Origin of the sequence: Actinoplanes sp. NPDC089786 (genome assembly GCF_040684855.1) — a bacterium.
Classification (GTDB): domain Bacteria; phylum Actinomycetota; class Actinomycetes; order Mycobacteriales; family Micromonosporaceae; genus Actinoplanes.
Genome location: NZ_JBFBGU010000021.1, coordinates 1 through 25,434 on the forward strand (window position 1 = coordinate 1; position 25,434 = coordinate 25,434).

Annotated in this window: 29 protein-coding genes and 2 pseudogenes; 3 read left to right on the top strand and 28 right to left on the bottom strand. The window is 68.3% G+C overall.

The annotated features are described in order from the left end of the window. Positions 1-884, top strand: a pseudogene (locus AB0O15_RS37655) (ISAzo13 family transposase); the annotation flags it as partial. 171 nt (positions 885-1,055) lie between these two features. On the opposite strand, the pseudogene AB0O15_RS37660 reads toward AB0O15_RS37655, so the two are convergent. From AB0O15_RS37660 to AB0O15_RS37730, 15 genes and pseudogenes are all read right to left on the bottom strand, one after another. Further along, positions 1,056-1,193, bottom strand: a pseudogene (locus AB0O15_RS37660) (SAM-dependent methyltransferase); the annotation flags it as partial. A 7-nt stretch (positions 1,194-1,200) separates the two neighbouring features. Continuing rightward, entirely contained in the window at positions 1,201-1,959 is a 759-nt protein-coding gene (locus AB0O15_RS37665) for a helix-turn-helix domain-containing protein (protein WP_364329342.1), read from the bottom strand. Positions 1,960-2,492: 533 nt separating this feature from the next. Next, a complete protein-coding gene (locus AB0O15_RS37670) occupies positions 2,493-3,422 on the bottom strand; it encodes a hypothetical protein (RefSeq protein ID WP_364329344.1) in 930 nt (309 codons plus the stop codon). Then, positions 3,419-3,703, bottom strand: coding sequence for a helix-turn-helix domain-containing protein (locus AB0O15_RS37675; protein ID WP_364329347.1), 285 nt, complete (start codon positions 3,701-3,703; stop codon positions 3,419-3,421). Before AB0O15_RS37675 ends, AB0O15_RS37670 begins: the two co-directional genes overlap by 4 nt. Before the next feature lie 133 nt (positions 3,704-3,836). Next, positions 3,837-4,634 carry a hypothetical protein gene (locus tag AB0O15_RS37680; RefSeq protein WP_364329350.1) on the bottom strand — a complete coding sequence of 266 codons (798 nt, stop codon included), beginning with the start codon at positions 4,632-4,634 and terminating at the stop codon, positions 3,837-3,839. Positions 4,635-5,094: 460 nt separating this feature from the next. Next, positions 5,095-5,763: a GPP34 family phosphoprotein gene (locus tag AB0O15_RS37685; RefSeq protein ID WP_364329353.1), complete on the bottom strand. Its 669-nt coding sequence runs from the start codon at positions 5,761-5,763 to the stop codon at positions 5,095-5,097. Further along, positions 5,763-6,194 (bottom strand): hypothetical protein, encoded by a 432-nt coding sequence (locus AB0O15_RS37690; RefSeq protein WP_364329356.1) that lies wholly within the window; start codon positions 6,192-6,194, stop codon positions 5,763-5,765. Before AB0O15_RS37690 ends, AB0O15_RS37685 begins: the two co-directional genes overlap by 1 nt. A gap of 131 nt (positions 6,195-6,325) precedes the next feature. Then, complete coding sequence (locus AB0O15_RS37695; RefSeq protein WP_364329358.1) at positions 6,326-7,105, bottom strand: ABC transporter permease; 780 nt, start codon at positions 7,103-7,105, stop codon at positions 6,326-6,328. Positions 7,106-7,232: 127 nt separating this feature from the next. Further along, positions 7,233-8,108: a methyltransferase domain-containing protein gene (locus AB0O15_RS37700; protein WP_364329361.1), complete on the bottom strand. Its 876-nt coding sequence runs from the start codon at positions 8,106-8,108 to the stop codon at positions 7,233-7,235. Then, a complete protein-coding gene (locus AB0O15_RS37705; RefSeq protein ID WP_364329364.1) occupies positions 8,105-9,121 on the bottom strand; it encodes an ABC transporter substrate-binding protein in 1,017 nt (338 codons plus the stop codon). The genes AB0O15_RS37700 and AB0O15_RS37705 overlap by 4 nt, the downstream gene beginning before the upstream one ends. 341 nt (positions 9,122-9,462) lie before the next feature. Then, positions 9,463-10,263, bottom strand: a complete 801-nt coding sequence (locus AB0O15_RS37710) for an SAM-dependent methyltransferase (protein ID WP_364329367.1) — start codon at positions 10,261-10,263, stop codon at positions 9,463-9,465. A 373-nt stretch (positions 10,264-10,636) separates the two neighbouring features. Continuing rightward, positions 10,637-11,497, bottom strand: a complete 861-nt coding sequence (locus tag AB0O15_RS37715) for a helix-turn-helix transcriptional regulator (protein ID WP_364329370.1) — start codon at positions 11,495-11,497, stop codon at positions 10,637-10,639. A 20-nt stretch (positions 11,498-11,517) separates the two neighbouring features. Beyond that, positions 11,518-12,039 (bottom strand): DUF6879 family protein, encoded by a 522-nt coding sequence (locus tag AB0O15_RS37720; protein WP_364329372.1) that lies wholly within the window; start codon positions 12,037-12,039, stop codon positions 11,518-11,520. Then, positions 12,026-12,298, bottom strand: a complete 273-nt coding sequence (locus tag AB0O15_RS37725; RefSeq protein ID WP_364329375.1) for a hypothetical protein — start codon at positions 12,296-12,298, stop codon at positions 12,026-12,028. The genes AB0O15_RS37720 and AB0O15_RS37725 overlap by 14 nt, the downstream gene beginning before the upstream one ends. Positions 12,299-13,318: 1,020 nt before the next feature. Beyond that, a complete protein-coding gene (locus tag AB0O15_RS37730) occupies positions 13,319-13,567 on the bottom strand; it encodes a hypothetical protein (protein WP_364329378.1) in 249 nt (82 codons plus the stop codon). A gap of 152 nt (positions 13,568-13,719) precedes the next feature. Here AB0O15_RS37730 and AB0O15_RS37735 point away from each other — a divergent pair, with 152 nt between their 5' ends. Both AB0O15_RS37735 and AB0O15_RS37740 read left to right on the top strand, forming a co-directional pair. After that, complete coding sequence (locus AB0O15_RS37735) at positions 13,720-14,502, top strand: GntR family transcriptional regulator (RefSeq protein ID WP_364329381.1); 783 nt, start codon at positions 13,720-13,722, stop codon at positions 14,500-14,502. Next, entirely contained in the window at positions 14,499-15,050 is a 552-nt protein-coding gene (locus tag AB0O15_RS37740) for a GCN5 family acetyltransferase (protein WP_364329384.1), read from the top strand. The genes AB0O15_RS37735 and AB0O15_RS37740 overlap by 4 nt, the downstream gene beginning before the upstream one ends. A gap of 423 nt (positions 15,051-15,473) precedes the next feature. Here the strand turns inward: AB0O15_RS37740 and AB0O15_RS37745 are convergent, their stop codons facing one another. From AB0O15_RS37745 to AB0O15_RS37805, 13 genes are all read right to left on the bottom strand, one after another. After that, entirely contained in the window at positions 15,474-16,790 is a 1,317-nt protein-coding gene (locus tag AB0O15_RS37745; protein ID WP_364329386.1) for a hypothetical protein, read from the bottom strand. After that, on the bottom strand, positions 16,787-17,533 hold the full coding sequence (locus AB0O15_RS37750) for a GGDEF domain-containing protein (RefSeq protein ID WP_364329389.1): 747 nt from the start codon (positions 17,531-17,533) through the stop codon (positions 16,787-16,789). The genes AB0O15_RS37745 and AB0O15_RS37750 overlap by 4 nt, the downstream gene beginning before the upstream one ends. Before the next feature lie 157 nt (positions 17,534-17,690). After that, the gene (locus tag AB0O15_RS37755; protein ID WP_364329392.1) at positions 17,691-18,224 is read right to left on the bottom strand and encodes a hypothetical protein; all 534 of its coding nucleotides are present in this window, start codon (positions 18,222-18,224) and stop codon (positions 17,691-17,693) included. Next, positions 18,221-18,571, bottom strand: a complete 351-nt coding sequence (locus AB0O15_RS37760; protein WP_364329395.1) for a hypothetical protein — start codon at positions 18,569-18,571, stop codon at positions 18,221-18,223. Before AB0O15_RS37760 ends, AB0O15_RS37755 begins: the two co-directional genes overlap by 4 nt. After that, positions 18,568-19,386 (bottom strand): hypothetical protein, encoded by an 819-nt coding sequence (locus AB0O15_RS37765; RefSeq protein WP_364329398.1) that lies wholly within the window; start codon positions 19,384-19,386, stop codon positions 18,568-18,570. Before AB0O15_RS37765 ends, AB0O15_RS37760 begins: the two co-directional genes overlap by 4 nt. After that, positions 19,383-19,961 carry a hypothetical protein gene (locus AB0O15_RS37770; RefSeq protein WP_364329401.1) on the bottom strand — a complete coding sequence of 193 codons (579 nt, stop codon included), beginning with the start codon at positions 19,959-19,961 and terminating at the stop codon, positions 19,383-19,385. Before AB0O15_RS37770 ends, AB0O15_RS37765 begins: the two co-directional genes overlap by 4 nt. Continuing rightward, positions 19,958-20,566, bottom strand: a complete 609-nt coding sequence (locus AB0O15_RS37775; RefSeq protein WP_364329404.1) for a hypothetical protein — start codon at positions 20,564-20,566, stop codon at positions 19,958-19,960. The genes AB0O15_RS37770 and AB0O15_RS37775 overlap by 4 nt, the downstream gene beginning before the upstream one ends. A gap of 256 nt (positions 20,567-20,822) precedes the next feature. Further along, complete coding sequence (locus AB0O15_RS37780) at positions 20,823-21,311, bottom strand: hypothetical protein (RefSeq protein WP_364329406.1); 489 nt, start codon at positions 21,309-21,311, stop codon at positions 20,823-20,825. Positions 21,312-21,463: 152 nt separating this feature from the next. Continuing rightward, entirely contained in the window at positions 21,464-22,024 is a 561-nt protein-coding gene (locus tag AB0O15_RS37785) for a hypothetical protein (RefSeq protein WP_364329409.1), read from the bottom strand. Continuing rightward, positions 22,021-22,674, bottom strand: coding sequence for a hypothetical protein (locus tag AB0O15_RS37790; protein WP_364329412.1), 654 nt, complete (start codon positions 22,672-22,674; stop codon positions 22,021-22,023). Before AB0O15_RS37790 ends, AB0O15_RS37785 begins: the two co-directional genes overlap by 4 nt. A 72-nt stretch (positions 22,675-22,746) precedes the next feature. Beyond that, positions 22,747-23,940: a hypothetical protein gene (locus tag AB0O15_RS37795; RefSeq protein WP_364329415.1), complete on the bottom strand. Its 1,194-nt coding sequence runs from the start codon at positions 23,938-23,940 to the stop codon at positions 22,747-22,749. 88 nt (positions 23,941-24,028) lie between these two features. Beyond that, positions 24,029-24,388, bottom strand: a complete 360-nt coding sequence (locus AB0O15_RS37800; protein WP_364329418.1) for a hypothetical protein — start codon at positions 24,386-24,388, stop codon at positions 24,029-24,031. 2 nt (positions 24,389-24,390) lie between these two features. After that, positions 24,391-25,410, bottom strand: coding sequence for a DUF4192 domain-containing protein (locus AB0O15_RS37805; RefSeq protein ID WP_364329421.1), 1,020 nt, complete (start codon positions 25,408-25,410; stop codon positions 24,391-24,393). Between the last annotated feature and the right edge of the window lie 24 nt (positions 25,411-25,434).

Consider the following 25,434-nt stretch of genomic DNA (forward strand, 5'->3'; position numbering starts at 1 on the left):
TGTCGCCGTTGCGGTGGACGACGAAATCTTTGGCTCAGTTGATGAAAGGCTTGTATGCCAGGGGTTTCACCGCCAGTAAGAAGACCGTGGCCCGGTTGCTGAAGCAGGCGGGGTATCGGTTGCAGGCGGTGTTCAAGACCAAGGAAGGCGCTGGACACCCGGATCGTGATGCCCAGTTCGCCCAGATCAACGCTCTCGCCACCGTGTTCCTGGATGCCGGGGATCCGGTGATCAGTGTGGACACGAAGAAGAAGGAACTGGTCGGTGAGTACGCGAAAACCGGACGGGAATGGCAGCCGACCGGTCGGCCTGTGCAGGTCAACGGTCATGACTTCCCCAGCGGGGTTCCCCGGGCGATTCCGTACGGGGTGTACGACATCGGCGCGGATACCGGGTTCGTCACCGTCGGGGTGGACCACGACACGGCTGCTTTCGCGGTCAACGCGATCCGTACCTGGTGGGATTCTGTCGGCCGGGACCGGTATCCGCACAGCAGCCGGTTGTTGCTGACCGCGGACTGCGGCGGCTCGAACGGTAACCGGCTACGGGCGTTCAAGGTCGAGATCGCCGCGTTCGCGGCGCAGACCGGGTTGCAGATCACGGTCTGTCATTTCCCGCCCGGTACCTCGAAGTGGAACAAGGTCGAACACCGCCTGTTCTCGTTCATCTCGATGAACTGGCGCGGCCGGCCACTGACTGACTACCAGGTCATCGTGGAGACGATCGCCGCGACCACAACCGAGACCGGGTTAACCGTCGCCGCGGTCATGGACACCAGCCAGTACCCCACCGGGATCCGAGTCAGTGACGCACAGATCAAGGCTGTCCCGGTCCAGCGATACGCCTTCCACGGCGAGTGGAACTACGTCATCCATCCTGGACCGATCCCAGAAACCCTACGAGACCAGACAATCAACCTCGAACCGACCAGCTAATTCATCGTCAGGCCCTAAACAACGCTCGTGCGTCGGCCGGTCGACCTGTGTGAGCCCTTCGGTCGATGGCATGGCGGTCGGCTCCTTCGCGGCGACGCGTGGATGGACTGGCTTCACTTCGGCCGGGAACGCTTTGAGGAGGGCCAGGGCGGATTCCCGGTCGGCGGCGAAGTTGTCCTTACCGCCGAGCAGGTAGTCATAGCGGCGGGCGGGATGCACGATGCCGGTATTGAGTCCCGGCTGCGGTGAGCTGTTCACAGCTTCGTCACCGGCCCCGACGGGTCGGAGATTGGGGGCGCTGGACGGGGGCTGATGGCGGTTGGCCCCCTCCTCGGGGACGCCGTTCGACACCCGCGTCCGTCAGGACCTTATGGATGCAACCGTATGAGTAGCCGGTAGTGGCGGCGATCGCGCGGATCGTGTCGCCGCGCGCGTATGCGGCGACTACAACGTTCTCTCGGCGCTGTCGTTCGGTCTCCGAGATGCCGTAGTGGGGCGAGGGATCGCGCAGCGTCACGCCCGCACGGAGGAGATGCCGGTGGATGGTGCCTATGCTGCGGCCGGTCGCATTGGCGATCGTGGTGAGGGAGTCGCCGCGCGCGTACGCGGCAGCCCAACTCGCTCTGGACGGGTCGGCGATCGCGGATTGAGGACCAGGTTTGCGTAGGTTGACGCCCTCGCGGACGAGGTACCGGCGGACGGCGAGCGTGCCGCGGCCAGAGGCGGCAGCGATGGCCTCGAGGGAGTCACCGCGCCCGTACGCGGCGGCCCAGCCTGCCGTGGACGCGTCGGCGATGCCAGGCCGTGGGCCGCCGCCACCACGAGTGCGCAGCGTCACGCCCGCCTCGATGAGGAGCCGACGGACGGCGTGCTTGTTGCAGCCGGTGGCGGCGGCGATCGTGGTCAGGTGGTCGCCCCGCGCGTACGCCTCGACCACGCCAGGGGTCAGCCGGGCACGCTCGGCGTCCGTCAATGCGGGGTAGGTCCGCAGTGCGGGCTTCGTGGCCGGGAGAAGGTCAGTCACCGCCGTGCGCTCCGGCAGTCGGCGTGGCACTGCTCGACGCCCGATGTGATCCCGGCGGACATGGACGGGTTTGCAGAGCGCGGAAGGGAACGAGACGACCGGACGTGACCATGGCGAGGCAAACTGCTCCTGAGAACGAGAACGGATGAGATCGTGGTGAAGGTCGTTCGTGTGCCGCTGGGACGCCGCCCGCTCGTCCTGGCGGCTTCGAACGGGCGGCGCCTAGATGCCGGGCCGGCACCGCCGGAAGAAGGGATGCCGGCGATGCCGGTCCCGGCCTGGGAAGGCGGGTCAGCCCGTCATTGCTGTCGCCTGTTGGCTGGCGTTGGCGGCGGGCCGCCACATCGGAGTCAGCTCGGCGCCGTGCGGCCAGATCGGGCCGGATGCGCGACGAGGTGTCGATTGCCGGTGCCAGGTCCGGCGGGTAGCCGTCGCTGAGGTTCGCCGGGGCGACGCCTGGGCCGGTTGGCGGTGCAGCGACGTTGTCGGTGGGCTGGTGGGTGTCGTCGTGTGTCATGGTTGGGGTCTCGGGTTCAGAGGTTGATCACGGCGGTGATCAGGTAGTGGTCGGACGGTACGGGGTGCCCGGCAGCCGGTGTGTGGACCTGGTAGCTGGCTGGGTCGACGTACGGGAGCATGGCGTCGTTGGCCAGCAACCAGTCGATGAGTTCGGTGCCGCCTTCGTGGGGTTTGCCGATCACGCTCGGTTGGATGGTGGTGCGGGGCTGGTGTTGCCAGGCGAGTTCGGCGATCGCGTGGTAGCCGGCCCCTTCGGTGCGTTGTCCGGTGGTGTGGTCCCAGGCGCCGATGAGGAAGTCCATCGGGGCGGTATTCGAGCGCACCGGCCCGTGCAGGGTTCGGCTGTCGGTGTCGAATCCGTCGTGGGTGCCTTTGTAGCGGCGGAACGCGTAGTGTGCTGTGGTCCAGTCGCGTTGCGGGAGGTGCGGGCCGCTGGCCGAGCAGTTGAGGTCGCCACCGCCGATGAACGGCAGGCTGCTGGTGCCGTGCGGGCCGCGGAGTTTCGCGGCGTGCAGCCGGTCGCAGCCGTGCCAGGGGTCGAGGTGGTCGACCCACGCCCCGAACTCCCGGCCGTCCTTTGTGCGGAAGCGGCCGAGGTTGCGTTGACCGTCGAACACGTGCTCGTGGGGGTCGTCGCCGGGCCAGTGCAGGCAGGTCAACACGTTCGTGTTGTAGAAGATCGCGGGGGGCATCGGCCCGCGGGTCATGGTGCCGAGCAACCCGTAGTACGGGGTGCCGAACTGTTCGGTGAACGCTTGTTCTGCCAGCCGCAACCCGTGGTACTGGTGGCGGCGGTACAGCTTGCCCTCACAGAACAGGATCAGCGCCGGCGGCGTGTCGAGGACGGCGAACGCCTGCTTCAGCGGTCCCATGTCGAACGTGTCGGTGAGCTTGTTATGGCCGCCGCTTTCGTAGTTGAACGTGGCGATCAGCAGGGCAGTCATCGGCGGGACTCCTTCGGCGCTGAGGCTGCGACGGTCGTGGGGCCGGGGTGCCCGGCCGGGCGGGAGGGGGTTCCGCCGCGTGGGCGAAACGTCACGCCGGCGTCGGTCAGGATGGCGTGGATGTTGGCGTAGCTGCGGCGGGTCGTGGCGGCGATCGTGCGGATGCTGTCGCCTCGCTGGTAGGCCGCGGTCGCGTAGGTGGTCAGGCTTTCCCGGGCGGCGCCGGTCAGCTGTTTGCGGGGCTTGCGGGCCTCGCCCGTGGCCGTGGGTGGGGTGGTCATGGGGTGGCCTTCCGGCGGTGGGCGCGGCCCTGCCCCGCGTGGGCTTTACGGGCGGCGCGTTCGGCGGGGAGCATGATCACCACGCCGATGCACAAAGCGATCGCGGCGATGCGGGTGTGGTGCCAGAGCCGGCTCATCGGACGGCCGCTTTCGCGTCGTGGGTGACGGCGCGGTGCGCGGCCCGCAGCTGCCAGAGGGCGGTGGGGATGGGTGGGAGGGTGCCGACGGTGTGCCAGCTGTCGCGGCCGGTGTGCTGGAAGCCGCGCTCGGTGAGGCCGGCTGCCAGGCCGGGGAGGTGCCGGGCTCCCCATCGGGTCACCACGTCACCGTCGGTGGTGTCGATCTCGTCGAGGACCAGCTTGTTGCGTTGATCCAGGATCACTGTGTCGGTGTCGTTCCTGAGCTGGGCTTGCATCCCGGCCGGGAGCAACCCGATGACCCGCAGGCCGATCGCGGCTGCGAACAGGAATCTTCCGGCTACCAGGCGTGGGTCGACGGCCGGTCCGGTGGCGGTGTCGGCGAGGTGTTGGAAGGTGGCGGCGCCGCCGTGGCGGATGACGGCCTCGTGGGACAGGTCGACGTACCGCCACTCGGCGGGGAAGCCGATCACGTCAGACTCGGGCACCCACCCGAACCCGGCGAACACCTCCGCCATCTGGTTGTTCGCCCTGCGCATGCTGTCCAGGGCGCTCTGCTCGTCGGCGGTGGCACCGACCTGGTCGCCGGGGACCATGTCGGCGCCTTCGCTGAACACGGTGGCGCCGCGCTGTTGCCGGTCGGTGATGGCCGTCAGCAGCTCCCGGTAGTAGCGGGTTGTGCCGAAGTGGTTGGTGGCGACCACCGTCACCGTCCGGCCCGTCACGGGGTGGACGAAGGCACGGATCGGGGTTTGCAACCGGCCGAACGGCAGGAGTCGAGCGAACTTGGCCATGCTGGCGGACTTCTCCTCGAAAACACAGATGAACAAAGGGATGGATACGAAGTCGAGCTCGTGCTGTGAAAAGGGGGGCGGGACGCCGCCCGCTCGTCGCGGCGGGAGGAACGGGTGGCGCCCGGCCGTTTCGGGCCGGGGCCGCCGGCATCACCGGGACATCACCCGATCGAACTCGCCGCTTCCGGCCGCAACTACGGCCCGATCGCGGCGGCGGGTGAGGCCGTCCCGGCGAGCACGGTGGCGGCAGCCCCGAGGGCGACTGCCGACCTGGTGAGGAGTTTCATCGATTCCGTTTCTTGGTTGGCCCGGCACTCCGATGTGCCGGGTGGTCGTGGGGGGTGATTCAGGGGGCCGCGGTCAGCGCAGGCCGCTACGGCTGCCGCGGCCCCCTGCCGTGGGTCGAGAGCGTTGGAGGGACGCTCGACCCACTCCCGGCAGCCACCCTTGCGGGGGCGGCTCACGCTGCCGGTGCGGGATGTGGTTGTGCGGCGCGGCCTATCGCCCTGGCGGCCCGGAGGAGGGCGCGGTATGGGTCGATGTCGCTGGTCTCGTGGAGTTCGGCCGTCAGTACCTGGGCCGGGATGCTGCTGGGTGCATTCCCGGCTGTGTGGCATTGCTGGAGCAGGTGCAGCAGGACCAGATCGTCTACCGGGAACGGGGGGCCCGATGCCACGCGACGGGCGAGATTTGCCGCTGCTCCTGCCGGCCCCGCGTACCGGTCGGGCGCCACGACCGTGCTCCGGCGTAGCCAGCCCATACGGCGGTGTTCGGCTAGTCCCGCGTCGAGGAGCCGTTGCCGGACCTGGAGCCGCAGACCGGCGGCGAGGTCGTTGATGACTGCCGGCAACGGGCCGGAGCGGCGGGCCACGGCGGCCAGCAGCTTCTGACCCAGCGCGTCCACCAGCCGCGGCCGGGCCTCGATCACGAACGAATCGCGGTGGCAGGTCAGTGCTTCTACGCAGATCAGCTCGGCGAAAACGGCGGCGGCAACGGTCAGGTCCGCCACCCGCGGCGAGGTCCGCAGCGCCCCGGTCAGATCGTCATGGACCAGCCAGTACGCCCGATCGGCGAACCGCCACAACTCCCGCTCGCCGAAGGCCGGCTGCCGGGACTCACCTGCCGGCATCACCGCGACATCACCCGATCGCACCCTCCGCTTCCGGCCGCACCTGCGGCCCGCGCAGGGACAGCACGCTGCCCGCCGACCGCGCCCCGGGGCGCTCCGGGCGACGGCATCCCGGAAGCTGCTGCTGCCGGTGTTTTGCGGTGGCGCATGCCGCGGGGACGGCGTGTGACGTTGCCCTCGTCGAGGAGCTTGTTGACCAGGCCGTAGGAGCGGCCAATCGTGGCAGCGACCTCACGCATCGGCAACTGCTGGTCGACGTACAGGTCGATGACGTGTCTACGGAGCTGGGCGCGTTCGGCGCCGACGATAGGCGTCATCGGCCCGCCGCGCCGGGCCTTGACCGAGCCCGCGGTACCGGGCGCCGGGGCCGGGCCGGTGCCGGCTTCTGCGGCGGTGCGGGCCGGTGTTTGCCTGATTGCTGTGGTGGTCATTCGGGCTGCCCTTGCCTCGTGGGTGGAAATGGTGCAGGGGTGAAGGCGGGTCGGTCCTGGCCTGGGGTGGCCCGGCCTGGTGGCTGGACCGGGACTTCGGCGTCGTCGCCGGCTACGCAACAGAGCGGGACTCACGTGGATTCGGCTTTCGCCCAGGGCAGCAAGAGCCGTTCCCCGACCGCGACCATGTAGAACAGGGCGACGTTGAGCGCGGCGAGCACGGTGATCGCGGCGAACGCCAGGGGGGTGTCGGTTTGCGCGGCGCTGGTCACGATCAGCGCACCCAACCCTTCGTTCGGGCTGGTCACCTCGGCCACGACCGCGCCGACGACAGCGAGTTGGATGCTCAGCTTGAGGCCGGTGAAGACCTGCGGCAGCGCGTAGGGCAGCCGGATTGTGGTGAAGGTGCGCCATCGGCCGGCGGTCAGCGACCGGGCCAGCTCGGCCAGTTCGGCGGGTGTGGAGGTGAGCCCGGCGAGGGCGCTGAGCAGGATCGGGAAGACGCAGACCAGCCAGACCAGGGCGATCTTGGGTTCCGGGCCGAAGCCGAGCCACAGAATCAGCAGGGGCGCCACCGCCACTTTCGGTACCGCGTTGAGGGCGATCAGCGGCGGCATCAACGCGCGTTCGACCGGCCGCCAAACCGCTAGCAGCGCGGCGGTGGCCAGGCCGGTCGCGACGGCGAGGGCGAACCCGACCATCACTTCCCGGAGGGTGACCCACGCCTGCCCGGCCAGATAGCCCGGCATCGCGCGTCCCGCCTGGGCGACCTGCACCGGATCCGGCAGGAACAGCGAGGGAATGTCGAACACGACGGTTGCCGCCCACCAGCCGGCGATACCAGCGGTACACGCGGCCACCGGCAGCAGCACCGTCAGCAGGCGATGCACGCGATGCAGGCGTGAAAGCACGAGCGACCTTCCCGTGAGTTGAAGGGTGGCGGAACAGGGTGTTGCTGGGGCCGCGGACCGGGTTCCGGCCGGGCCCAAGGCCACGCAGGCGGGGTGCCCGTTGTTGCTGACGGGGCGGGGTGGGCGGCTAACGGAGGGGCCGGTGTCCGGCCGTGGAGTGGAGCAGGTGGGAGTGCACCACCAGCCGCGGGTCTTGCAGCAGTTGGAGGACGGTGGCGAGGTCCGTGTGGGACATGCCCTGCGCGAGAAGGGCATCGGTCATTTGTCCGAGGATGGCAGCGATCATCCGGGCGCCGGGGTCGCCGCCGTGCCAGTAGCTGCCGTGGATGATCGTGCTGACATCGGTCAGAGCGTGGCCGGTCATCACGGTGTGGACGCGTCTTGCCCAGCTCGGATCGGTGCCGGCCTGGTCGAAGACCCGGCCGGAGGCCATGGCGAACCGCTCATACAGGTGCCGGGCGTCCGGGTCGGGGGCGGCGATGACCGGGTTGCTGCGGACCGGCTGCCAGGCCTCCTCGACCAGCACCCCGCCCGGCTCGAGCACGGCGATCAGCCGTTGCAGGATCTGTTCCCGGCCGGGGAGGTGGGGCAGCACCAACCGGCTGTGGATCAGGTCGTACCGGCCGCCCGGAACGGGTTGGTCACCGGTCAGGTCGTGCGCGATCACGGTGATCCGGTGGTGGTCGAGGCTCGGGGGTTTGAGGTCGGTAGCGATGACCTGCCCGGCGGGGCCGACCAGCTCCGCCAGGTGCAGGGCGAAGGAGCCTTTACCGCAGCCCACCTCCAGCACCCGGGCGCCGGTCCAGTCCCGGAGGGCGGCCAGCCGCGAACGTGAGAACGGATCCAGCAGATGCGCCAGCCCGTAATGGTGGTCATCCGCACCCGCAGCCGCGTTGTCCAACGGATACGGCACCGACAGATACGCCGCCTGCCGGGCCGGAGGGTGCGGCTGCGAGGAGGTGGACCGGTGTGGTGCGCTCATGCCGGCGGGTTCGGTGCTCATCGGGGCACCACCTCGAACGCGACCAGCTCCTGCGGGGCGTCCACCGGCACCGGCAGGTTCTGCAGTTCCGGCAGGTTCTTCAGGAGGGCCAACGTCCGCGCCACCTGCGCCTCGCTCATCGACCCGTACGGGCGCCCGGCGGGCGGCACGCTGTAGGGCTTCATCAGCTCCAACTCCGCCGCCGCCGTCACCGGGTCTTGTTTGGCGTCGTACTCGTGCAGGATCCGGCCGGCTTCCTGCGGATGCTCCACCGCGTACTGCAAACCCTTCATCAACGCGGCCGTGAACCGGCGCACCAGATCCGGGTCCTGCTCCAGCAGGGTGTTGGAGGTGATCAGGACGGTGCCGTACAGGTCGGTCAGAACATCGGAGTACGGCAGCTTCACCACCTGCCGCGGCGGCCGGCCCTGCTCCGCCGCCAGTCTCGCCTCGGCCGCCTCGACCTGCGGGACACCGGCCACGAACAAACCGATCGCGTCGACCTTGCCCGCCACCAGCAAACCGGCCAACGCGTCCGGCTTGCTCTCCACAAACCGGACCGACCCCGGATTGACGCCGGCGAGCCTCGCGTACAGCGGCCACATCACCCGCGGCGCCGCCCCCGGCCCCACCCCCAGCCGCTTACCCGCCAGATCCTTCGCCACCCGAATATTGCGGTCGTCGAGAGTGACCATCGACAGCAGCGTGCGCTGCTGCACCGCCGCGACCGTATGAACCCTCCGCTGCCCGGCCGGGGTCTTGACGAACCGGACGAACGCGCCGCTGGTATCCACCGCCGCGAACTGCGCTCTGCCCGACCCGACCGCGGTCTCGTTGAACGGGCCCGCCTGCCCCGGCTGCACCGTCACCTCAATCCCCGCCTCGCGGAAGAAACCCTTCGCCATCGCCGTGTGCACATACGACTCCCGGCCACTGATCCCGAACCCGGTGACATAGGTGACCCGATCCACACCACTACCGGCAGCCGCCCCGCTGTCACCGCCACACGCGGCCGTGCCCAACACCACCAGCACGGCGAACACACCGAGCCCACGCCGACACCGGCCCGACCGAGGCTGGTTCCTCGACATCACCTCGTCCGGCTGTAGCGACGGCCGGTCAACCCCCCTAGCCGGCAGCGCACGGGAACGTCTGAACATCTGTCTCTCTCCTTAAGCAGCCTGTCGGCGGAACCGGCGACAGGAACACGGACGTCCTATGTGGACGGTTCAGGGTCAGATCGGTCGTGCAGGAGGCCGTGTTGCCAGCCGGGTTAGTGCGTGAGGGGACTCCCGCACCGGCACCATCGCTGGGCGAGCCCGGCCATCTCCGGCGGTCTCACCCGAGCGGTCGCGTTCGCTTGCGGGACCGGCGGCTAACTGGAGGCTCGTTTGATACCGACGCCGCCGTAGCCGGCGACCTGATCGTCGGCCGGGATGTCGGCATCAGGCTCGGGCCGCCACCTACTGATCAGGGTCAGGCCAGGATCGACCAGGTCGGTTCCGGTGAAGAACCCGGCGATCTCGTCCCTGGACCGGCTGGTGACATCGTCCACCGACTTAGACTCGTCCAAAGCAGCACGCTGACCTGGGTCGATGTGGTCGAGGCAACCATGCGACACGATCAGGCAACTGCCCGGGGCCAAAGGTTCGAGCAGGCTCTTCACGACCGTGTGCGCCTCCTGGCCGGGAACGAAATGCAGAACCGCCACCAGCCCCAACGCCACCGGCTGCGACAGATCCAGCGTGTCCCGTAGAAGGTCGTGCGCCAGGATGCCCTGCGGATCACGCAGGTCCGCGTGAATGTATTCGGTCCGGCCCTCAGGACCGCTGGTCAGCAACGCCCGCGCGTACACGAGCACCAGCGGATCGTTATCCACATACACCACCCGGGCATCGGGATGAACACGTTGCGCCACCTCATGCGTGTTATCCGCCGTCGGCAGCCCCGTGCCAATATCCAGGAACTGCCGAATACCCAGCTCGGCCGCCGCGAACGTCACCGCACTCCGAAGGAACGCCCGGTTCTTCCGGACCGTGATCACAATTCCAGGAAACGCCTTCTTGGCCTTGTCACCGGACTCACGATCGGCTGCGTAATTATCCTTACCACCCAACCAATAATTGTACCGCCGCGCCGGATGCGCCACCGACGTATCAATCACATACTCACTCATCAGAATCCGCCTAACCCCGCCACCGGCATGAGACGAGCCTGTATGACTGCCGGTCATCGCTACCGAGCGTGGGGCGCCGGACATCTCCACAAGCGAGCTGGCAGGCGTCAACCGGGCCGCCATAGGTGTACGCAGCCATAAGACCGCCTTTGATGAATGAACGAGGAAGCTCACCAGGGATCGAGAAGAGACCACGGTCGGTGCGTGTCGGAATCCGCCAAACCACTGGAGGTCGACTCCGAGGACTGCACCCGATCCCATTCCCATCGCAAACCATTCCGCCATGGCGCGCGCCTCACGCCGGTGAACTGTTCGCGATCATGCTATGGCGGCGGGGAGCTGATCCTCTACGAGTGTGCTCGAACTTGCTCGATCAACCTCTGGTGCCATCCAGATGGTCTATGGCGCCGGCGATCAGAGTCCTCGCCTCCCGACCGAAAACTGCCAAGTCGGAAAGGTCGCGGAAGATGTTCTTGTACAGCTTCAACTCGTGCGGTTGCGTGATCGTCAAGTGTCCGCTGACCAGTTCGACTTTGACCTGCTTCTCGTCGAACATCCAAAACCCCTCGACTGACCACGTCCGCGAACGATCGGCGCCGAGGGGGATGATTCCGAGGGAGACTGATGGCAGTGAGCTGACTGCGAGCAAGTGTCCCAGTTGGCCGGTCATCACTTCGGTGCCGCCGATTTGGTAGCGCAGGACGCTCTCCTCAAGGAGGATCGAAAATCGGTGACTTCCCTCGACCACGACGCGCTGTTTGTCTACGCGCACCTGCACTGCATCCTCGACGTCGTCGATGAGACTGCGGCGCAGGCGCAGGCCGTTCAGGAGAGCCGCGATGTACCCGCGGGTCTGGATCGGACCGGGGATGAGACGCGGGTTGTAGATGTGGAAGTTTCGTGTCTGCGCCCATAGAGGGATGACAGCTTCCTGCGCACGGCGCAAGCCAGTTGACTCCATACGCCGCCACTCAACGAACATTCCTTCCACGGCACGCAGCGAGGCGACGAGCTCTGCGGCTTGCCCCGAGACGCCGGTATGCAGGCACCAGGCGCGGATGTCTTCAGGAGACGGCTGAATGCGACCGTACTCGATCTTGCTTACCTTCGACTCATGCCACCCTGCGTGTTTCGCCAGGGCCCGCCCGGTGAGACCCGCGTCGATGCGGATCTCACGCAGGCGGGTACCTAAAGCTGCGAGCGCTTGCTGTGCGCTTGACGATTGCGATTTCATCTAACTGCTGCTGAGCTGCCCTAAAGACTCGGGCGGTACTGCTCGTGGGGCGTTGCGCGACCCCACACTGCCTCGAAGGCCGACAAGCACAGCTTCAGGACGCCCGGGTCTTCCGTCATCTCATGCCCGACCGTCTTCCCCTCGCCGTCGAAGTGACCGATGCGCACGCGTTCCTCGTCGAACACCCAGAAGTCGTTGCCCGGCAACGCGAGATCCGTGGCCCTCCTTCGCGGAAGCCAGCGGATCTCTTCGCCTGCTGCCACGTTCGTGAAGGCGCCTTGGTACTCGAATTTGATGTACTCGCTGACCGGCTCACTCACGATCCTGGCCCGCTGAATATGGACACCTCGACCCGTGACCTCGGCAATGACGTCTAGCCACGGCCGCCACCATTCGGACCGATCGGCACGAGGGTCATCGCCGTGCCCCTGCTGCCATGCCAGGAACATGGGGTCATCCCGGTCGTATCCATCCCGCATCTCCAGATGAATCGCCGAATGGTCGCACGACCGCAGCAGCTCCTGAATGCTAGGAACGGCCACCACCAGAGACCTCCGGGAAGAACTGGGTCATGTAGCGCGGAATCTCCACCACTGTCTCGTGCTCCGGCAAGCACAGCTTGCTCAGGCGGTCCTGGTCAACAACCTTCAACCCTTGAACGAGGTACGTATCTCGATCCAAATCGCGATAAATCGTTGCCGAGTCTCCGTCGGGGCTGTTCGGGTCTTTGCCAAGAAACTCTAGTGCCACCTCGATACCTCCCAAAAGCGCTTCACCTGAACTTGATCGGACATCGGGCATGGCGGCCCGTTGTTCACCAGCCGGCAACAGCAACTACCAAGGCGCTCGTGCGACCACGTTTCCGGTCCCATCTCGTGACAGCGGTGCAGGATCTTCATTGCCGGATGGATGCACGGACCTTCCTTGACCGCAGCCGGCTGAACCCCACGCCGGGGCAGCCGAGGACATCGACGAGCCGCACACGCTGACACGGCGCCGACCTGGCCGTGGCCGCTTGGCGCCGCCCGGAGTCCGTAGCGGTCGCCGTGCCAACGGCGCCTAGCGGATCAGATCGTTCTGCAACAGTCAGGTCGTTGTGCACGCGGGAGCCGACACCGCCGGTTTGAATGCAGGCTCCTTCCTGGGCTTTCCTACCTCCTTCCGCGGGTCGAGCGTCGTGCACGTGACCAGATCTGAAACTCGCGCACTCCGCAGCGGTGCGCGACGTCCCGCCACGTTGGCCAAGTGCTGGTTGGTCGAACATCAACCGGCCAGCGTCAGCCATCGAAAGGCCACGGGCTCGGCCCCCTACTAGGTCCGGGCGTGTGGCTCCGGGCCGCCGTTGAGGCAACCGTAAGGAGAGCGTGAATACTCTGGCCGCCGCCTCGTGTTCGGCGCACGGTCCGAGCACACGGCACGTGACGCACAAACCGTCGATGCTGGACACCACGTGCCGGTCCAGCACTGCTTGTGCATGCTCGATCTGTTCTCCACCGCTGTACGTCGTCATTAAGCAATCCCAACGCTCGGAATAAGGACGCGGCATACCGGCCGTGCCTGGGCCGGTACGCGCCTGCTTGAGCGGTACACGCCGCCCGACCCCATCCACCACGGGTGCAAGATCACGCAGTCTGCGATAGCCACGCGTTGCCAGCCTTCGAGCACGCTCAGCGCACTCGTTCCGCGGGCTGACGGGCCAGATCAGTTGTTAGCCCCCCGCACTGCGGGCACCACCGACTCTTGATCTTGAAAGACAGCAGCCCGGCGAGAAAGCCCACCAGCAACGCAGAAACTGACGCGCCGACCAACATGATGATCACCTCACTCCATTGGATCCGGCAGTGGCGAGCACATTTCATCCGCTTTCCCCTGGTTGCGCAGGTGTTCTTGGACGCGCGCCGCGATGGTCCGAGACTGCTCGACCAGCGTCCGGAGCGGCGAGTAGACGATCTTGCCTTCCAGGGTTCTAGCGCTCTCTGCTTGATCTACTCCGGCGAAATAGGCCCCCGTGACACTGAGCGCGTAGCAGACCCGCTCCATGTCGCGAGCAAGTTCGAGGTCCTCGGCCATGGGAGTCCTTTGCCTGTGGGTGGAGTGAATCGGCCACAACCTCAGCCTCAGATCTATGGTGGGATTGATACCAACCATTGCAGCGAGTTGGGTCGCTAGTCAAGACGAGCTGATAGATTCATACCAACCATTTGAGGAGAGGTACCCACGCGATGACGGCGCCGAAGTACCGGCTAGTCGCGGCTGAGCTGCGAAAGCGGATCACCCGTGGCGACCTGCGACCTGGCGATCGGCTTCCAACCGAGCGCGAACTGGAGGCCGAGTTTGGCGTATCGCGCAACACTGCCCGCGACGCCACGGCCCTGCTCATCAACGAGGGCTTGGTTGAGCGGGTGGCGGGACGGACGGGCGGCATGGTGGTTCGTGAGGTACTGACGCTCACCTATCACGCCTCCCGGGCGGAGATGACGGACGGCCTGTGGCCCGAGTCCGACGCTTGGTTCGGGGAGGTCCGGGCGCAGGGCTACGAGCCGGCGCAAGACTTCAGGGTCGAGATCATGGCAGTGCCGGCCGAGATTGCGGAGCGCCTGTCCGTGGAGGCGGACAGCCACGCGGCCGTCCGGCGCTGTGTCCGTCTCATCAACGGCCGCCCGTCCTCGCTTCAGGACACCTGGTATCCGATGGATCTGTGTGAGCTAATACCTGAGTTACTTAGCCCGAAGGACATTCCGCAGGGCACGACTCGGTTGCTTGCCGAACGCGGATGGCCGCAGCCAGCCGTGGAAGACGACTTGACCGCAGCGATGCCCACACCCGACGAGGCACGACTGCTCGCGCTGCCACCGGGAACGCCGGTGCTGCGGTTCTTGCGAACTGGGTTCAGTCCACAGCGTCCGGTTCGCGTGTCGGTAACAGTCTTCGCCGGGAACATGAACCGGCTGATCTATACCTTGGGAGATCCGGCGATATTCGCGAAGTTCCGGGACGGCACGTGATCATCACTCGGGCCGCACTCGCCGACGTCGACGTAATCATGAGCTGGCGCCGGGAGCGCGTCGCGTGGCTCAGACGTCGCGGAGAGGACCAGTGGTCGATCCCGCTGCCCCGTTCGGCCATCGCAGCGACTGTGTCTGCTGGCCAGACGTGGATGGTGTGGGACGACCAGGAACCCGCTGCCACCATCACCCTTACTGCCTACGTTGACGTCGACAGCTTGTGGAAGCCCGACCGGGATCCCGAGGCGCTCTGGTACCCGGAGGACGACCCAGCAGACGCCCTCTATGCGGCCAAGATGATGCTCCCCCTGGACCGATCCGGCTCCGGCCTCGGCCACGACATGCTCGATTGGGCATCGGGCCGGGCCTTCGACGCGGGGCTGACCTGGCTGCGGCTCGATGCCTGGACGACAAACCACCGGCTACACGCCTACTACCGGACAGCTCACTTCCAGCACGTACGCACTGTCACCAGTCGCGTCTCCGGCGCCTGCTTCCAGCGCGCGAGTCAGCCCTACGATGGCCACCTCAAGACAGACGGCGGGTAGCCACGGATCTTGCCCGCCCTGGCTCCTTCCCGCGCCGCAATACGCCGCGCAGCTCGCCTGCGTATCTCTTCGCCGCCGGGCAATGCCGTAGCCGATGGTAGGTTCTTCGCCGGCCGAGATGCGTGAGAATACGATCAAGGCACATGTGCACGACGCAACTGACGGGCGAGTCTCCCCGCTGGCGGGAACTGTGCAAAACCGTAAACGGAAGACAACGCACAATTAGAAGCCGTCGCCTCGTCCTTTTGAATGCGTCGCGACGTGTAAAGAGATCAGGGTCTGCGGCGGCTCAACGTCGAAGGACCCGATATCGCCTCCATCGTCCGCCTCCGCGACGACGTGCTGACACAGGAACGCGGGACGGCCGGCTGAGCCCTGCGAGCGCGGGGCAGAGACGATACCCGTCTCTGCCCCGCCGGCTGATCAACTGTTGCCGGACGCTGAGCTTTCGTCCTCGGCTGCCCGGCGTGTCGTGCCGAGAACCCGCACCGTCGTGCTCGCCTTGATTGGTGCATCCTCCGGGCCCTTTAGGAACGGGTCGATGTCGATCTTTTGTCGGAGGGAGCGGCCGGGACCGTACGCCTGGTTGCGTTCGTGGCCGCTGACCCAGTACCGGTAGTCGGGTTTCGCTCTGCCAGTGGTGGTGCTGCTGATCGTAGGGGTGGCCGGTCGCGGGCGGGTGCTGCGTGGTTTGATCCGGATGATCCGGACCTCGGGTGCCGGTCGGCGGGCGCGGGTGTACGCCTTGCGGATGGGCGGATCAATCGCAGCTGGCTCCTCCTCGGTGAGCTTTTGGGCGATGATCAGCCAGGAGGCCACCAGGCCCGCGAGCGGATCGTCACCGTTGACGACAGTTTCGCGCGGGACGTGGACAGCGTGGACGGGGATTAGCCAGCCGACCTCGTGCCGGACCGGTTCCATCACGGTCGCTGATACATCCAGGCCGAGGCTCCGGTAGCACAGGATTTGCCAGCCGTCAGCGTGCGGTTTCCAGGAGGCAGCGGCGAGGCGGTGGCGGTCGTCGACCGGCGTGGACCAGGCGAGCAGGCCGCCCCCGGCGGGGACGATTCGGTCGGTGACTTTGGTGTCCGGCAAGTCGGCTAGGACTTCCGCGACCTGCCTTGTGAACTCGGGGTCGATCCAGCGGAGCCAGCCCTGATCGAGCCCGTCGGCCACCAGCAGGCGGGCCTTGTTGTCGTCCAGCGGTGAGGGTAGGCCGACCGGTCCGCGCAGGAGCCCGGCCAGGCGGTCGCGCACCTTCGGCAGGGTTTGCGCCCGGAGCTGGGCCGGGCTCCACCCGCCGGTGGTCACCAGCGTTCTGCTGGAGTGGCGGTTGAGGACGATCCCCCGGTGAAGGAGTCCTAGCAGCTGACTGTCCTGGCTGCCCTCGTGCCAGCCGACTGCGGCGATGCTGTTGCGGGTGAGCTGGTCTGAGTCGTCCCGTTCGATGAGTTCGGCGCAGGTCGGGCAGACCTGCCAGTGCGTGCTGTAGGTCTCGGTCACCGTCCGGGTTCCAGCAACTGATTCCATGACGATGGTGGGGGTGCGGTACAGCCAGAGGGGTTCCGTGCGGCTGCAAATGTGGCAGCGTCGATACACGTCGGCGAGCTGGTAGGCCGGTACCTGCACGGGGTCGTGCTTGGCCGGTGCGATCGGGTGTTCGTAGGTGATGGTGCCGTCGTGGTCGACCGCGTTGAGGGTTTTGGTGCACAGCTTGCAGGCCATGTCGTGCTCGATCATGGGGTCACCTCGCCGCCGAGCTGCTCGTCGCGGTCGGCGGGGTGGTGGTCGCGGCGGCGCGGGCCGTGGCGTCCTGCGTTGTGCGGCATCCGCATGTGCGGTCGGTAGATGCGGTAGCTGCCTCGCTGGCGTTTGGCGTGGTAGAGGGCGATGTCGGCCTGTCCGAGGACGGTGTCGAAGTCGCCGTAGCTGCCGTCGAAGATCGCGATGCCGACGCTGGCCGTGGGGTGGATGGTCACCTCGCCGTCGTGCGTGAGCAGCGTGGTGGGCTCGGCGAGGGCGTTCAGGATCTCGGCGATCGGCTTGGCGGGTTCGAGGTCGGCATCGTGCAGGAGCACGGCGAACTCGTCTCCGCCGAGGCGTGCCGCGGCGCCGCCGTGTTCCTTCGCGGCGAGGCTGAGCCGTTCGGCGATGGCGCGGAGCAGGTCGTCGCCGACGTGGTGGCCGTAGGTGTCGTTGGTGTGTTTGAACCGGTCGAGGTCGATCAGCGCGACGACGGTCGGGTGGCCGAGCAGGGCGCGAACGGTGAACAGCTTCGCGGCCGAGGTGCGGTTTGGCAGCCCGGTGAGCCGGTCGTGACCAGCGGCGTACTCGGCAGTGCGAAGCAAGGCTCCCAGGGTTGCGGCCCATTCGTTGAGCGCAACGATCTCGGCGAGCAGCGTGTGGATCGTGGGCCGGACACTTACCCGGCCGAGGAGGAAGCCCAGGGCCGCGGTGGCGGCCAGGGCGGCGAGGATGGACACTGGAGTCCTCTCTTTGCGGAGAGAACCCGGGACGCACGTTTTCCAGGCGAGGCGTCCCGGGTCCAAGGAAACGACGACGGCCCGCCGGTTGGCGGGCCGTTTTCTGTGTTTGTGCCGCGATGTGCGGCGGCGTTGTTGCGGCGGGAAAGCCGCTCGGCTACGACACGGGTTCAGGCCCAATCTCGACGAGCCGTCCGTCGGCGTAGTCGAATCGGGTGGCCGACATCCACGCGGCGGGCAGGAACATCAGGGCTGGCGGTTCACCGATGAGCGCCAGGTCGTAGGCCCAGGTGACGGCGAGGATGACCGGTTGGGTCTTCTCCATGTCGGCGAACCCGGGTGCGGCGGTCAACTCGGTCAGCCCGCGCCGTTGGTGCCGCTCGAGGCCCAGGTACGGGCAGAGGTCCAGAGCCGCTCGAGCACAGTCGACGTGGCCCGGCGGATCGGTATACATGCGCTGGTGGAACCCGCCGGGCCCGCCGACGAACGCGACGAGGAAGTCCTGGGGTTGACCGCACAGGCCGCACAGCCGGTCGCGGACGCACTGAAGGACCCGGCCGCCGTTGACGAGTGCGAAGTTGACGCTGCCGTCGTCGTGCTCGTTGACGTACGGGATGGGCAGTCCTCGGCGCGGGTCGACGGGCCGGGCTGCGAGCCGTGCCGGGATCGGCGGGGGCTGTGGGCCGGTCACGGGGTGTCTCCCGGCTGTGGGTCGATGCGCCGCCATCCGCTGTTCTCGCACGCCCACATCTGGTCGTGCACGGTGACGGTGTCCCCGACGGACAGGCTCCGCAGCGGGCCGGGCGCCTGTTCGGCGAGGGCGAGTTGGATGGTCCTGGCCGGTCCGGTGGGTGCCTCGCCGGGGTGGTTCGATGCGACGAACGCCGCCTCCGCCAGCTCCTCGGCGTCGTACTGCGTCCCGTCGCCTTCCAGCGTGATGGTGACGAGCTGCTGCTGTGCTCCGGGCTGGTAGCCGTCGGAGAAGCTGATGTAGCCGGCATCGCGGTCGGACTCGGTGAACCCCAGCGTGATGATCACCGGGTCACCTCGCCGAGCTGGATCACGGACCACGGCCATAGGTAGACGCCGAGGGCATACCGTCCGGCGGGGTCAGGGTGGACCCGGTCGACTTCGACCTCTTGGGTGGTGCGGGCGTCGTCGGCCTCCCAGCGGATGACGGCGACGTCGTGGTGGAGCCGGATGAGCGGGTGTTCGCCGGGCATGTCGCCGATGCGCGCTGAGGCCAGGGCGTCGGCGATCTGTTCGACGGTTGCGCGGTCGAAGGTGGGCAGGACCCCGTCGAAGACGGTGTAGCCGTCGGCGATCATGGCCGGCAACTCCATGTCCATCACTTCGCGACAGGTGACCGTGGCCGGTATCCAGGTCGCGTCCGCCGGTGCGATGTCGTCGCGGTGATCGACGACCCGGTAGCCGTCGATGGTTTGCGGGGCGTTCGGGTCGAGGACGAACCAGTGCCCGCCGGTCTGCGCGCCACGGCGGAGCAGCTTGATGAGCGGCGTGCGGTCGGGGTCACGGTAGCGGCGGTTCAGCCGCAGGAAACCGGACGCCCCGTCGAGTTGGCCGGGCGTGCCGAGCGTCCCGGTCCGGTAGTGCCGCCAGGTGCGGGCCGGTACCCGGCGGGGTGTGCCGTCCTGGGCGTACCAGATGGGCACGCCGTTGGAGCCGAGCCAGTCGTTGTCGGGCTCGGATTCCCAGATCAGCGCCGGTTGGGTGGCTGAGCCTGCGAGGGCCTGCGCACGGGTGATCCGGCGTTCGGATGCGGCGAGTGCGTGCTCCGCGATCGGTAGTACGTCGTCCAGGTGCCACCAGAGTCGGGTGGGACGTGTGGTCATGCCGAAACTCCTTTACTGTGCGGGGGTTCGTTGGGGTCTGTCGGCTCTGCGGGCCCGGTGATCGGGCGTACGCGGAGGATCTGGTCGGGCAGCAGCAGGGCCGCTGACAGGTGGGCGTGCGGGTCGGTGATGAGCGTGTAGTCGTGTGCCCAGACGGCGTTCCACGGCTCGGCGGCCTGACCGGGGCGGCGGCCGGCGGGGTCGCCGAGGACGATGCCGGTGCCGGCGAACACGTCGGCGTGGCCGCTGGCCCGGTAGTGGTCCATGCGACCGGCGAGCATCGGGCACGCGGTGATCGAGTAGTGGAAGCATTCGGGGTGCATCGGGGCCTCGGGGGCGATGCTGCGGGTCAGGTCGCGGTCGCGCATGGCGAACACGAACCGGTCCGGCAGGGGTTGTCCGCAGATTTGGCACCAGTGGCGGTGAAGGGCCTGGTCGGCGCGTACGGCGTCGACCGTGCCGAATCTGTGGCGGCCGTCCTGGGTTCGGGCGGTGATCCATGGCACGACCAGCCCGGCGACCTGCGGCCGGTGACGCAACCTGACCAGGATCGGGGGAACGCCGGATGGGGTCATGGCTGGGCCCGTTCCCATTGGAGGCTTCCGGCGCCGAGGGCGTAGAGGCCGTCGGCGTCGGGTTCGTGCTGGGTCGGCCGGACCGTCGTGTGTTTGCCGTGCGACACGGTGAGTTCGGCGCCGGTGAAGGTGAGGCTGATGCGTTGCCCGCTCTGGCGGGCGAGGTCGTCGCTGATGCGTTGAGCGGTCTTGCGGGTGAACCGCGGTGGTGCGCCCTTGCGCTTCGTGTGGGCCAGTGCCGGGTACAGCTTCGGGCCGATGTCGCGCTCGTGGACGCAGACCGGCCTCCACACCTTGCCGGCACCGGTCGGCAGGCTGGCAAGGCCAGCCTTCTGAGCGTCAGCGGCGAACGCGGTGATGCTGTGCCAGGCGAGGTCACGGGCGGCGGCCAGCAGCCGCACCGGCGTGTCGATCATTCCGCGGCCGTTGCCGGTGAGCTGCGCGGCGAGGATGTCGTCGGTGTGGTCGAGGGCGGTGGTGAATCCGGCCGCGTGGGCGGCGGCCAGCATCCCAGTGGTGGAGACGTGGAGCGCGACGTCGTCGCTGTCGGTATGCAGGGTGAGGCCATACCAGTCCTGCACCCATCGTTCGATGGTGGTTGTCACGGTGGTCCCTTCCGGTCGTGTAGGGGTGGACGTGCCGGGTAGCCCGCCACCCGGGGCGGGTGGCGGGCTACCGGTTCGAGATGGGGGGTGCGCCGGGTGGCGGGCCCGCCGCGTTCGACACGGCGGACGGTGTTCGGCGGCCCGCTAGATCCGAATGGGTGTGCGCCGCAGCATCGGCCGGGTGTCGTCTGGCAAGCGGCATATCGAGGCGGCTGGGTTGCGCCGTTCGCTGGGCGGCGGGTTCGTTCAACCGTGCTCAGGCGGTCGGCTTGACCGTGCCGTCCAGTGCCCAGCCCTGGTTCGATTCGTCCTGCGGGTGCGAGCGGTCCCAGACCTCGGTGAGGATGGTGGCGTTCCATGCTTCCGCCAGGTAGGGCGCCTCGCTGTCGCGGGCGCTCTTGGTCGGATAGGCGGCTATTTCGCCGCTGGGCAGCAGGTTGCGCCACTTGAGCAGGGGTTCGCCGCGAAGCTGGGCGTCGACCATCTGACCGGCCAGCTCGTTCGGGTCATCGTCGCCGTCGGTGCTGGCCAGGTAGATGTGGTGGTGCAGGTCGTCGGCGTCGTCGTCGCCCATCGCGTGGCTGGTGATCACGTCGATCGCGGTGTCGCGCAGTCCGGCGGCCAGCAGGAGGTCGATGACGCCCTGAATCTCGCCGCAGAAAAGGTGCCCCAATCCTTCGCGTGCGCTGGCCAGCAATTCGCCAGCGCGGCGGATGGCCGGGATCAGGTCGGGAGTAGTGGTCATGTGTCTGGTCTCCATGTCTTCTGGGCATCGTCGGCACCGGCATGCCGGGCCACGCCGCACGGTGTGCAGCGGTTTCGCCGTCCGGATTTGGTCGGTGGCCCGCGCGGGTGGCGGGCCACCGGTCTGGGATAGGGGTGCGCCGGGTCGCGGGGTCAGCCGCGCTGGTCGCGGCGGCGTCGTTCGGCGTCGTACGCGTCGGCGGCGGTGGCCAGGTCGGGGTGGGTGCGCCGTAGCGTGGACCACACCTCGTTCAGCAGCCGGTTGGTTGTCGGGTGCGCCGGGTGCGGGCAGCGTTCGTCGGTGCGTGGGCCGAGGGTGAACGGGCCAGGGTCCAGCCGCCACGTGCCGTCCAGCCATCCGGTCGGCACCTGCTCGCCGGTGGAGAGCGTGCGGGTGGCCGAGCGGCGGCAGTTCGGGTGAGGGCAGTCGCCTGGGACGGCGGGGACGCCGGAGGGCCGGTATGTCTGGTACCAGTGCGCGCCGGTTGCGGGCGAGCGCCGCCGGGGGCGGCCGAGTGCGAGGCCGGCGTCGATGGTGCCGCCGTCGGTCCACAGCGCCACCTGCTGGCGGCACCAGGAGCAGTGCATGCCGTGCCACACGAATCGCACCTCGGCGATGACGGCGGTGTGGCCGGTGATGGCCAGCAGCGGTTGCGGGGCGGTGGCCACCCACGGGTTGAGGTCGTCGATGAGGCTTGGGGCGTCGGCGGTCACTGCGGTTGCCCGTGGTCGTCTGCGTCGTCGCTGGTTGTCTGCCGGGTGAGGTCGAGGAGCCGGTCCAGGCGTTTGCGGTAGTCCATGATCCGGGTCAGTTCGGTTCCGGCGAGGCGGGCGATTCCCTGGTATGCGCTCGGGGTCGGTTCGATGTTGAGGAATCCGGGCGAGGGCGGGGTGTCCCGCTGTGGCTGGGCGGCGCCGGCGTTCGCGGCGTCGATGCCTTCCCACCAGTGCCGTTCCAGGTTGGTCAGGCAGTGGCGGAGGAAGTCGACGTCATCGGCGGTGAGCCCGGCCACGATCCGGTCGTCGTACGCGAGCCCGGACACCGTGAGGTACCAGGTGGCCTCGGCCAGCCGGTGCCCGAAGTCCGCGATCAGGCCGGCTACCGGTTCGGTGGCGGCCAGTTCTTCGATCGTGGTGGGCAGGCTGTCGAGGTCGGCCTCGGCGCGGACGCCGAGGTCGACGGTGTGGCCGTTGATCTCGCCGACGACGGTGATGGCGAGGTATTCGGGCCGCCCGAGAGCGGCGGCGTGGGCCAGGCCGGTCGTGGTCGTCGCTCGGGGCCCGACGTGCAGGTTGATGGACAGCGGGACGCGGCTGGGGGCGCCGGGCAACGGCACGACGCCGAGGTGGGTGATGTGTTCCATGAGCTTTGTCCTCCAAGGACACGAAAGGCCCACCCGGGAGCGGGCGGGCCAGGCCAGTTCGATGCGGTGCTGTCAGTCGCGGTCGGGGTCGAGCCGGTGGTCGATGTACTCGCCGAGGTACACGGTGACGAGCGGGACGCCTGCGATGTCCGGCACCTGCTCGGCCAGGACGCTGACCTGGAGCCGCACGGCGTGTTCGGCCAGCCGGGGCGAGTGGGTGCCGCGCAGGCAGACCAGGTACGTCTCGCGCCAGGTGACCCGGTAGCTGTCTGCGTCGGCCGCGACGATGTCTGGGTCGCGGAACCTGGAGCTGACCGTGATCGGTAGCCCACATTGCGGGAAGGTGGGCGAGGCGTCGCGCAGCATCCGGTACGCGGCGCGCCGGGCGGCGGCCGGGCTGTCGGCGGTCAAGGTGACCGGGATGGCGGTGGCGATCTCGTACAGGTGGGCGTGTGGCAGTCCCGGCAGGCCGAGGTCACGCAAGAGGTCGTCGACCACGCCGTACGGGGCGTTCCTGCCGGGCTGTTCGTCGATGTCCCCGACGATGAGCGCGTCGATGAGTTCCGAGCGGATCTGCCGGACCAGGTGCTGCCACGCTTCCATCGCGAGTCGCCGCGCGGTGCGCGCCTCGATGCTGCTACCTGGGCCGAAGCCGGGCGGCGGGGTGTACGGCCGGTGCGGGGCGTCGGTGTCCACATCGAGCTCGACCGGGGTTTCCTGGTCGGGTTCGACGTGGACGCGGGTCGTGGTGTCGAGGTCGGCTGTGGCGCCGGGCAAGTCGGCGAGTGCGGCGAGCAGCGTGTCGACCGTCTTCGTCTCGGCGGTGTAGCTGGTCTCGGCGCGCACGGTAGCCATGACCGTCGGCTGGCCCCAGAGGTCGTAGTTGCGGTTGCCGGACTCGTGGCGTCCGCCGGTGCCGCGCCCCTGCGGCGGCTGATAGAACCTGACGGTTGTGGCTGGGCCGAGCGCCTGGCACACCGCCTGGTCCAGGTCGTCGCGGTATGCGGCGACCGCCCGGTCCATGCTGGTGGAGCTGACACGGCGGCGCAGGTTCACGGTGAGCTGCACGGTCCACATGTGCGGCAGCGGCGGTAGGCCCGCAGCGTTCAGCACCCGGCAGGCAAGGTCGAGGTCGAACAGGCGGCCCCGCACGAGCGGGATCAGCCGGCGGCGCAACTCGACGCCGAGGGCGTGGGTGAGGTGCCGCCAGGCGGTGGCCTCGTCGCGTACGACGTCGGCCGCGGCGGGACTGGTAGGGGAAGTCATCTGTGGGTCTCCTGGTTTCCTGATGGGAGGCGATGGGTGTTCGGACAGCCGGGGCGAGCCGTGACGGCTCGCCCCCGCTGCGGTGGGCTCATGGGTTGCTGCGACCCCGGTTAAGGAGCTGGTCGACCAGCCATTCCCGGGCGTTGGGCAGGGCGATGACGTAGGAGGCGCTGATCCGGGCGGCGTGGCCGAAGGTTCGCGGGCCGGCGAAGTCGAGGGCGGCCACGACGACGAAGCCGCCGCAGTAGATCGGTTTGCGGACGCGGGTGACGAGGTCCGCGCCGAGGATGACGATCGGGCGGCGGCGCGCGTTCCTGCGGCCGTCCGGGATGGACGAGGTGAACTCGATTTCGCAGCCGGCGTGCTGTTCCACCTGGCGCAGCTCCTGGCCGAGCCAGTGGCTGGCGGTGATGACGACGGGTGCCAGCCAGGCAGGTTTGGCGGCCATCGTCATGCCCGGGGTTGGGTGTGGGCCGGCGACTCGCTGCCGGTGTCGACGAAGGTCCGCTCGACATCCGCCGGCCTTATTCCCGCGTGCACCGCGCGCAGGATCAGATCGGCAAGGCCACAGGACGGTTCGATGTGCAGGGCACGCTCGGCGGCCAGGGTGGCGATCATGCCGTCACCGAACCGCCACGCCGTGATCGCGAGCAGGGTGGCCGGCGCCGGCACGAGGGGTTCCGGGGCGCGGCGGGTGATCTCGGTCCAGAACGCGAGGTGCTGTTCGTCCGGCTCGGCGTGGTCGATGGCGAGGTCCGACACCGATGGCCGGGCCAGCAGGACCAGGAGCCAGGTCATCTCGTCGTCACCAACCGCGGTGCCGGTGGCGTGTCGGCTGATGGCGTCGGCGATGGCCGTGGCGGCGGCCTCGTCCACGGCGGCGTCATCGTGGAGCAGCGGTTGCAGGCGGGCCGTCGCCCGGGTGACGGCCTGCTGCATCGCTTCGCCGGAGGCGGTGTCGGCCGGGGCGAGCAGTGCGGCCTTGGCTGCCCGGTTCGGCAGGGCCACCACACCGGCGAATGTCGCCTCGGCCGCGACCGGCGAGGAGAAGGGGTCGAAGGGTGTGCCGTCGGGTGAGCAGCCTGGGTGGTCGCAGTCGAGGTGGAAGACGCGGCTGTCGGTCACCCGCAACGGCTGTCGCACGGACAGCCCGTCGGTGGTGAACACGTCGGCGACCGTGCGCAGCGCCGGGTCGACGTGGTCGGCAGGACCCCAGCCGACGAGGACGATCTTGGCGTCCGGGTGGGCTCGCCGCGTGACGTCGGCGAGGTGACCGCCCAGGGAGAGCAGGACGTCGCCGCAGTGCTCCGGGCCGGGCAGGTCCGTGCGGGCGGCGAACACGGCGAGGTTGTCCGCGACGGCCAGGACGACGAGGCTGCCGTCGTCGGGCCGGAACCCGATCAGGTATGGCACCACCGTGACGAGGTGGACGTCGGTGTGGATCCGCAGCTTGGGAACCGGAGAGGACATAAGGGAATCTCCTTTTAAGGCGTT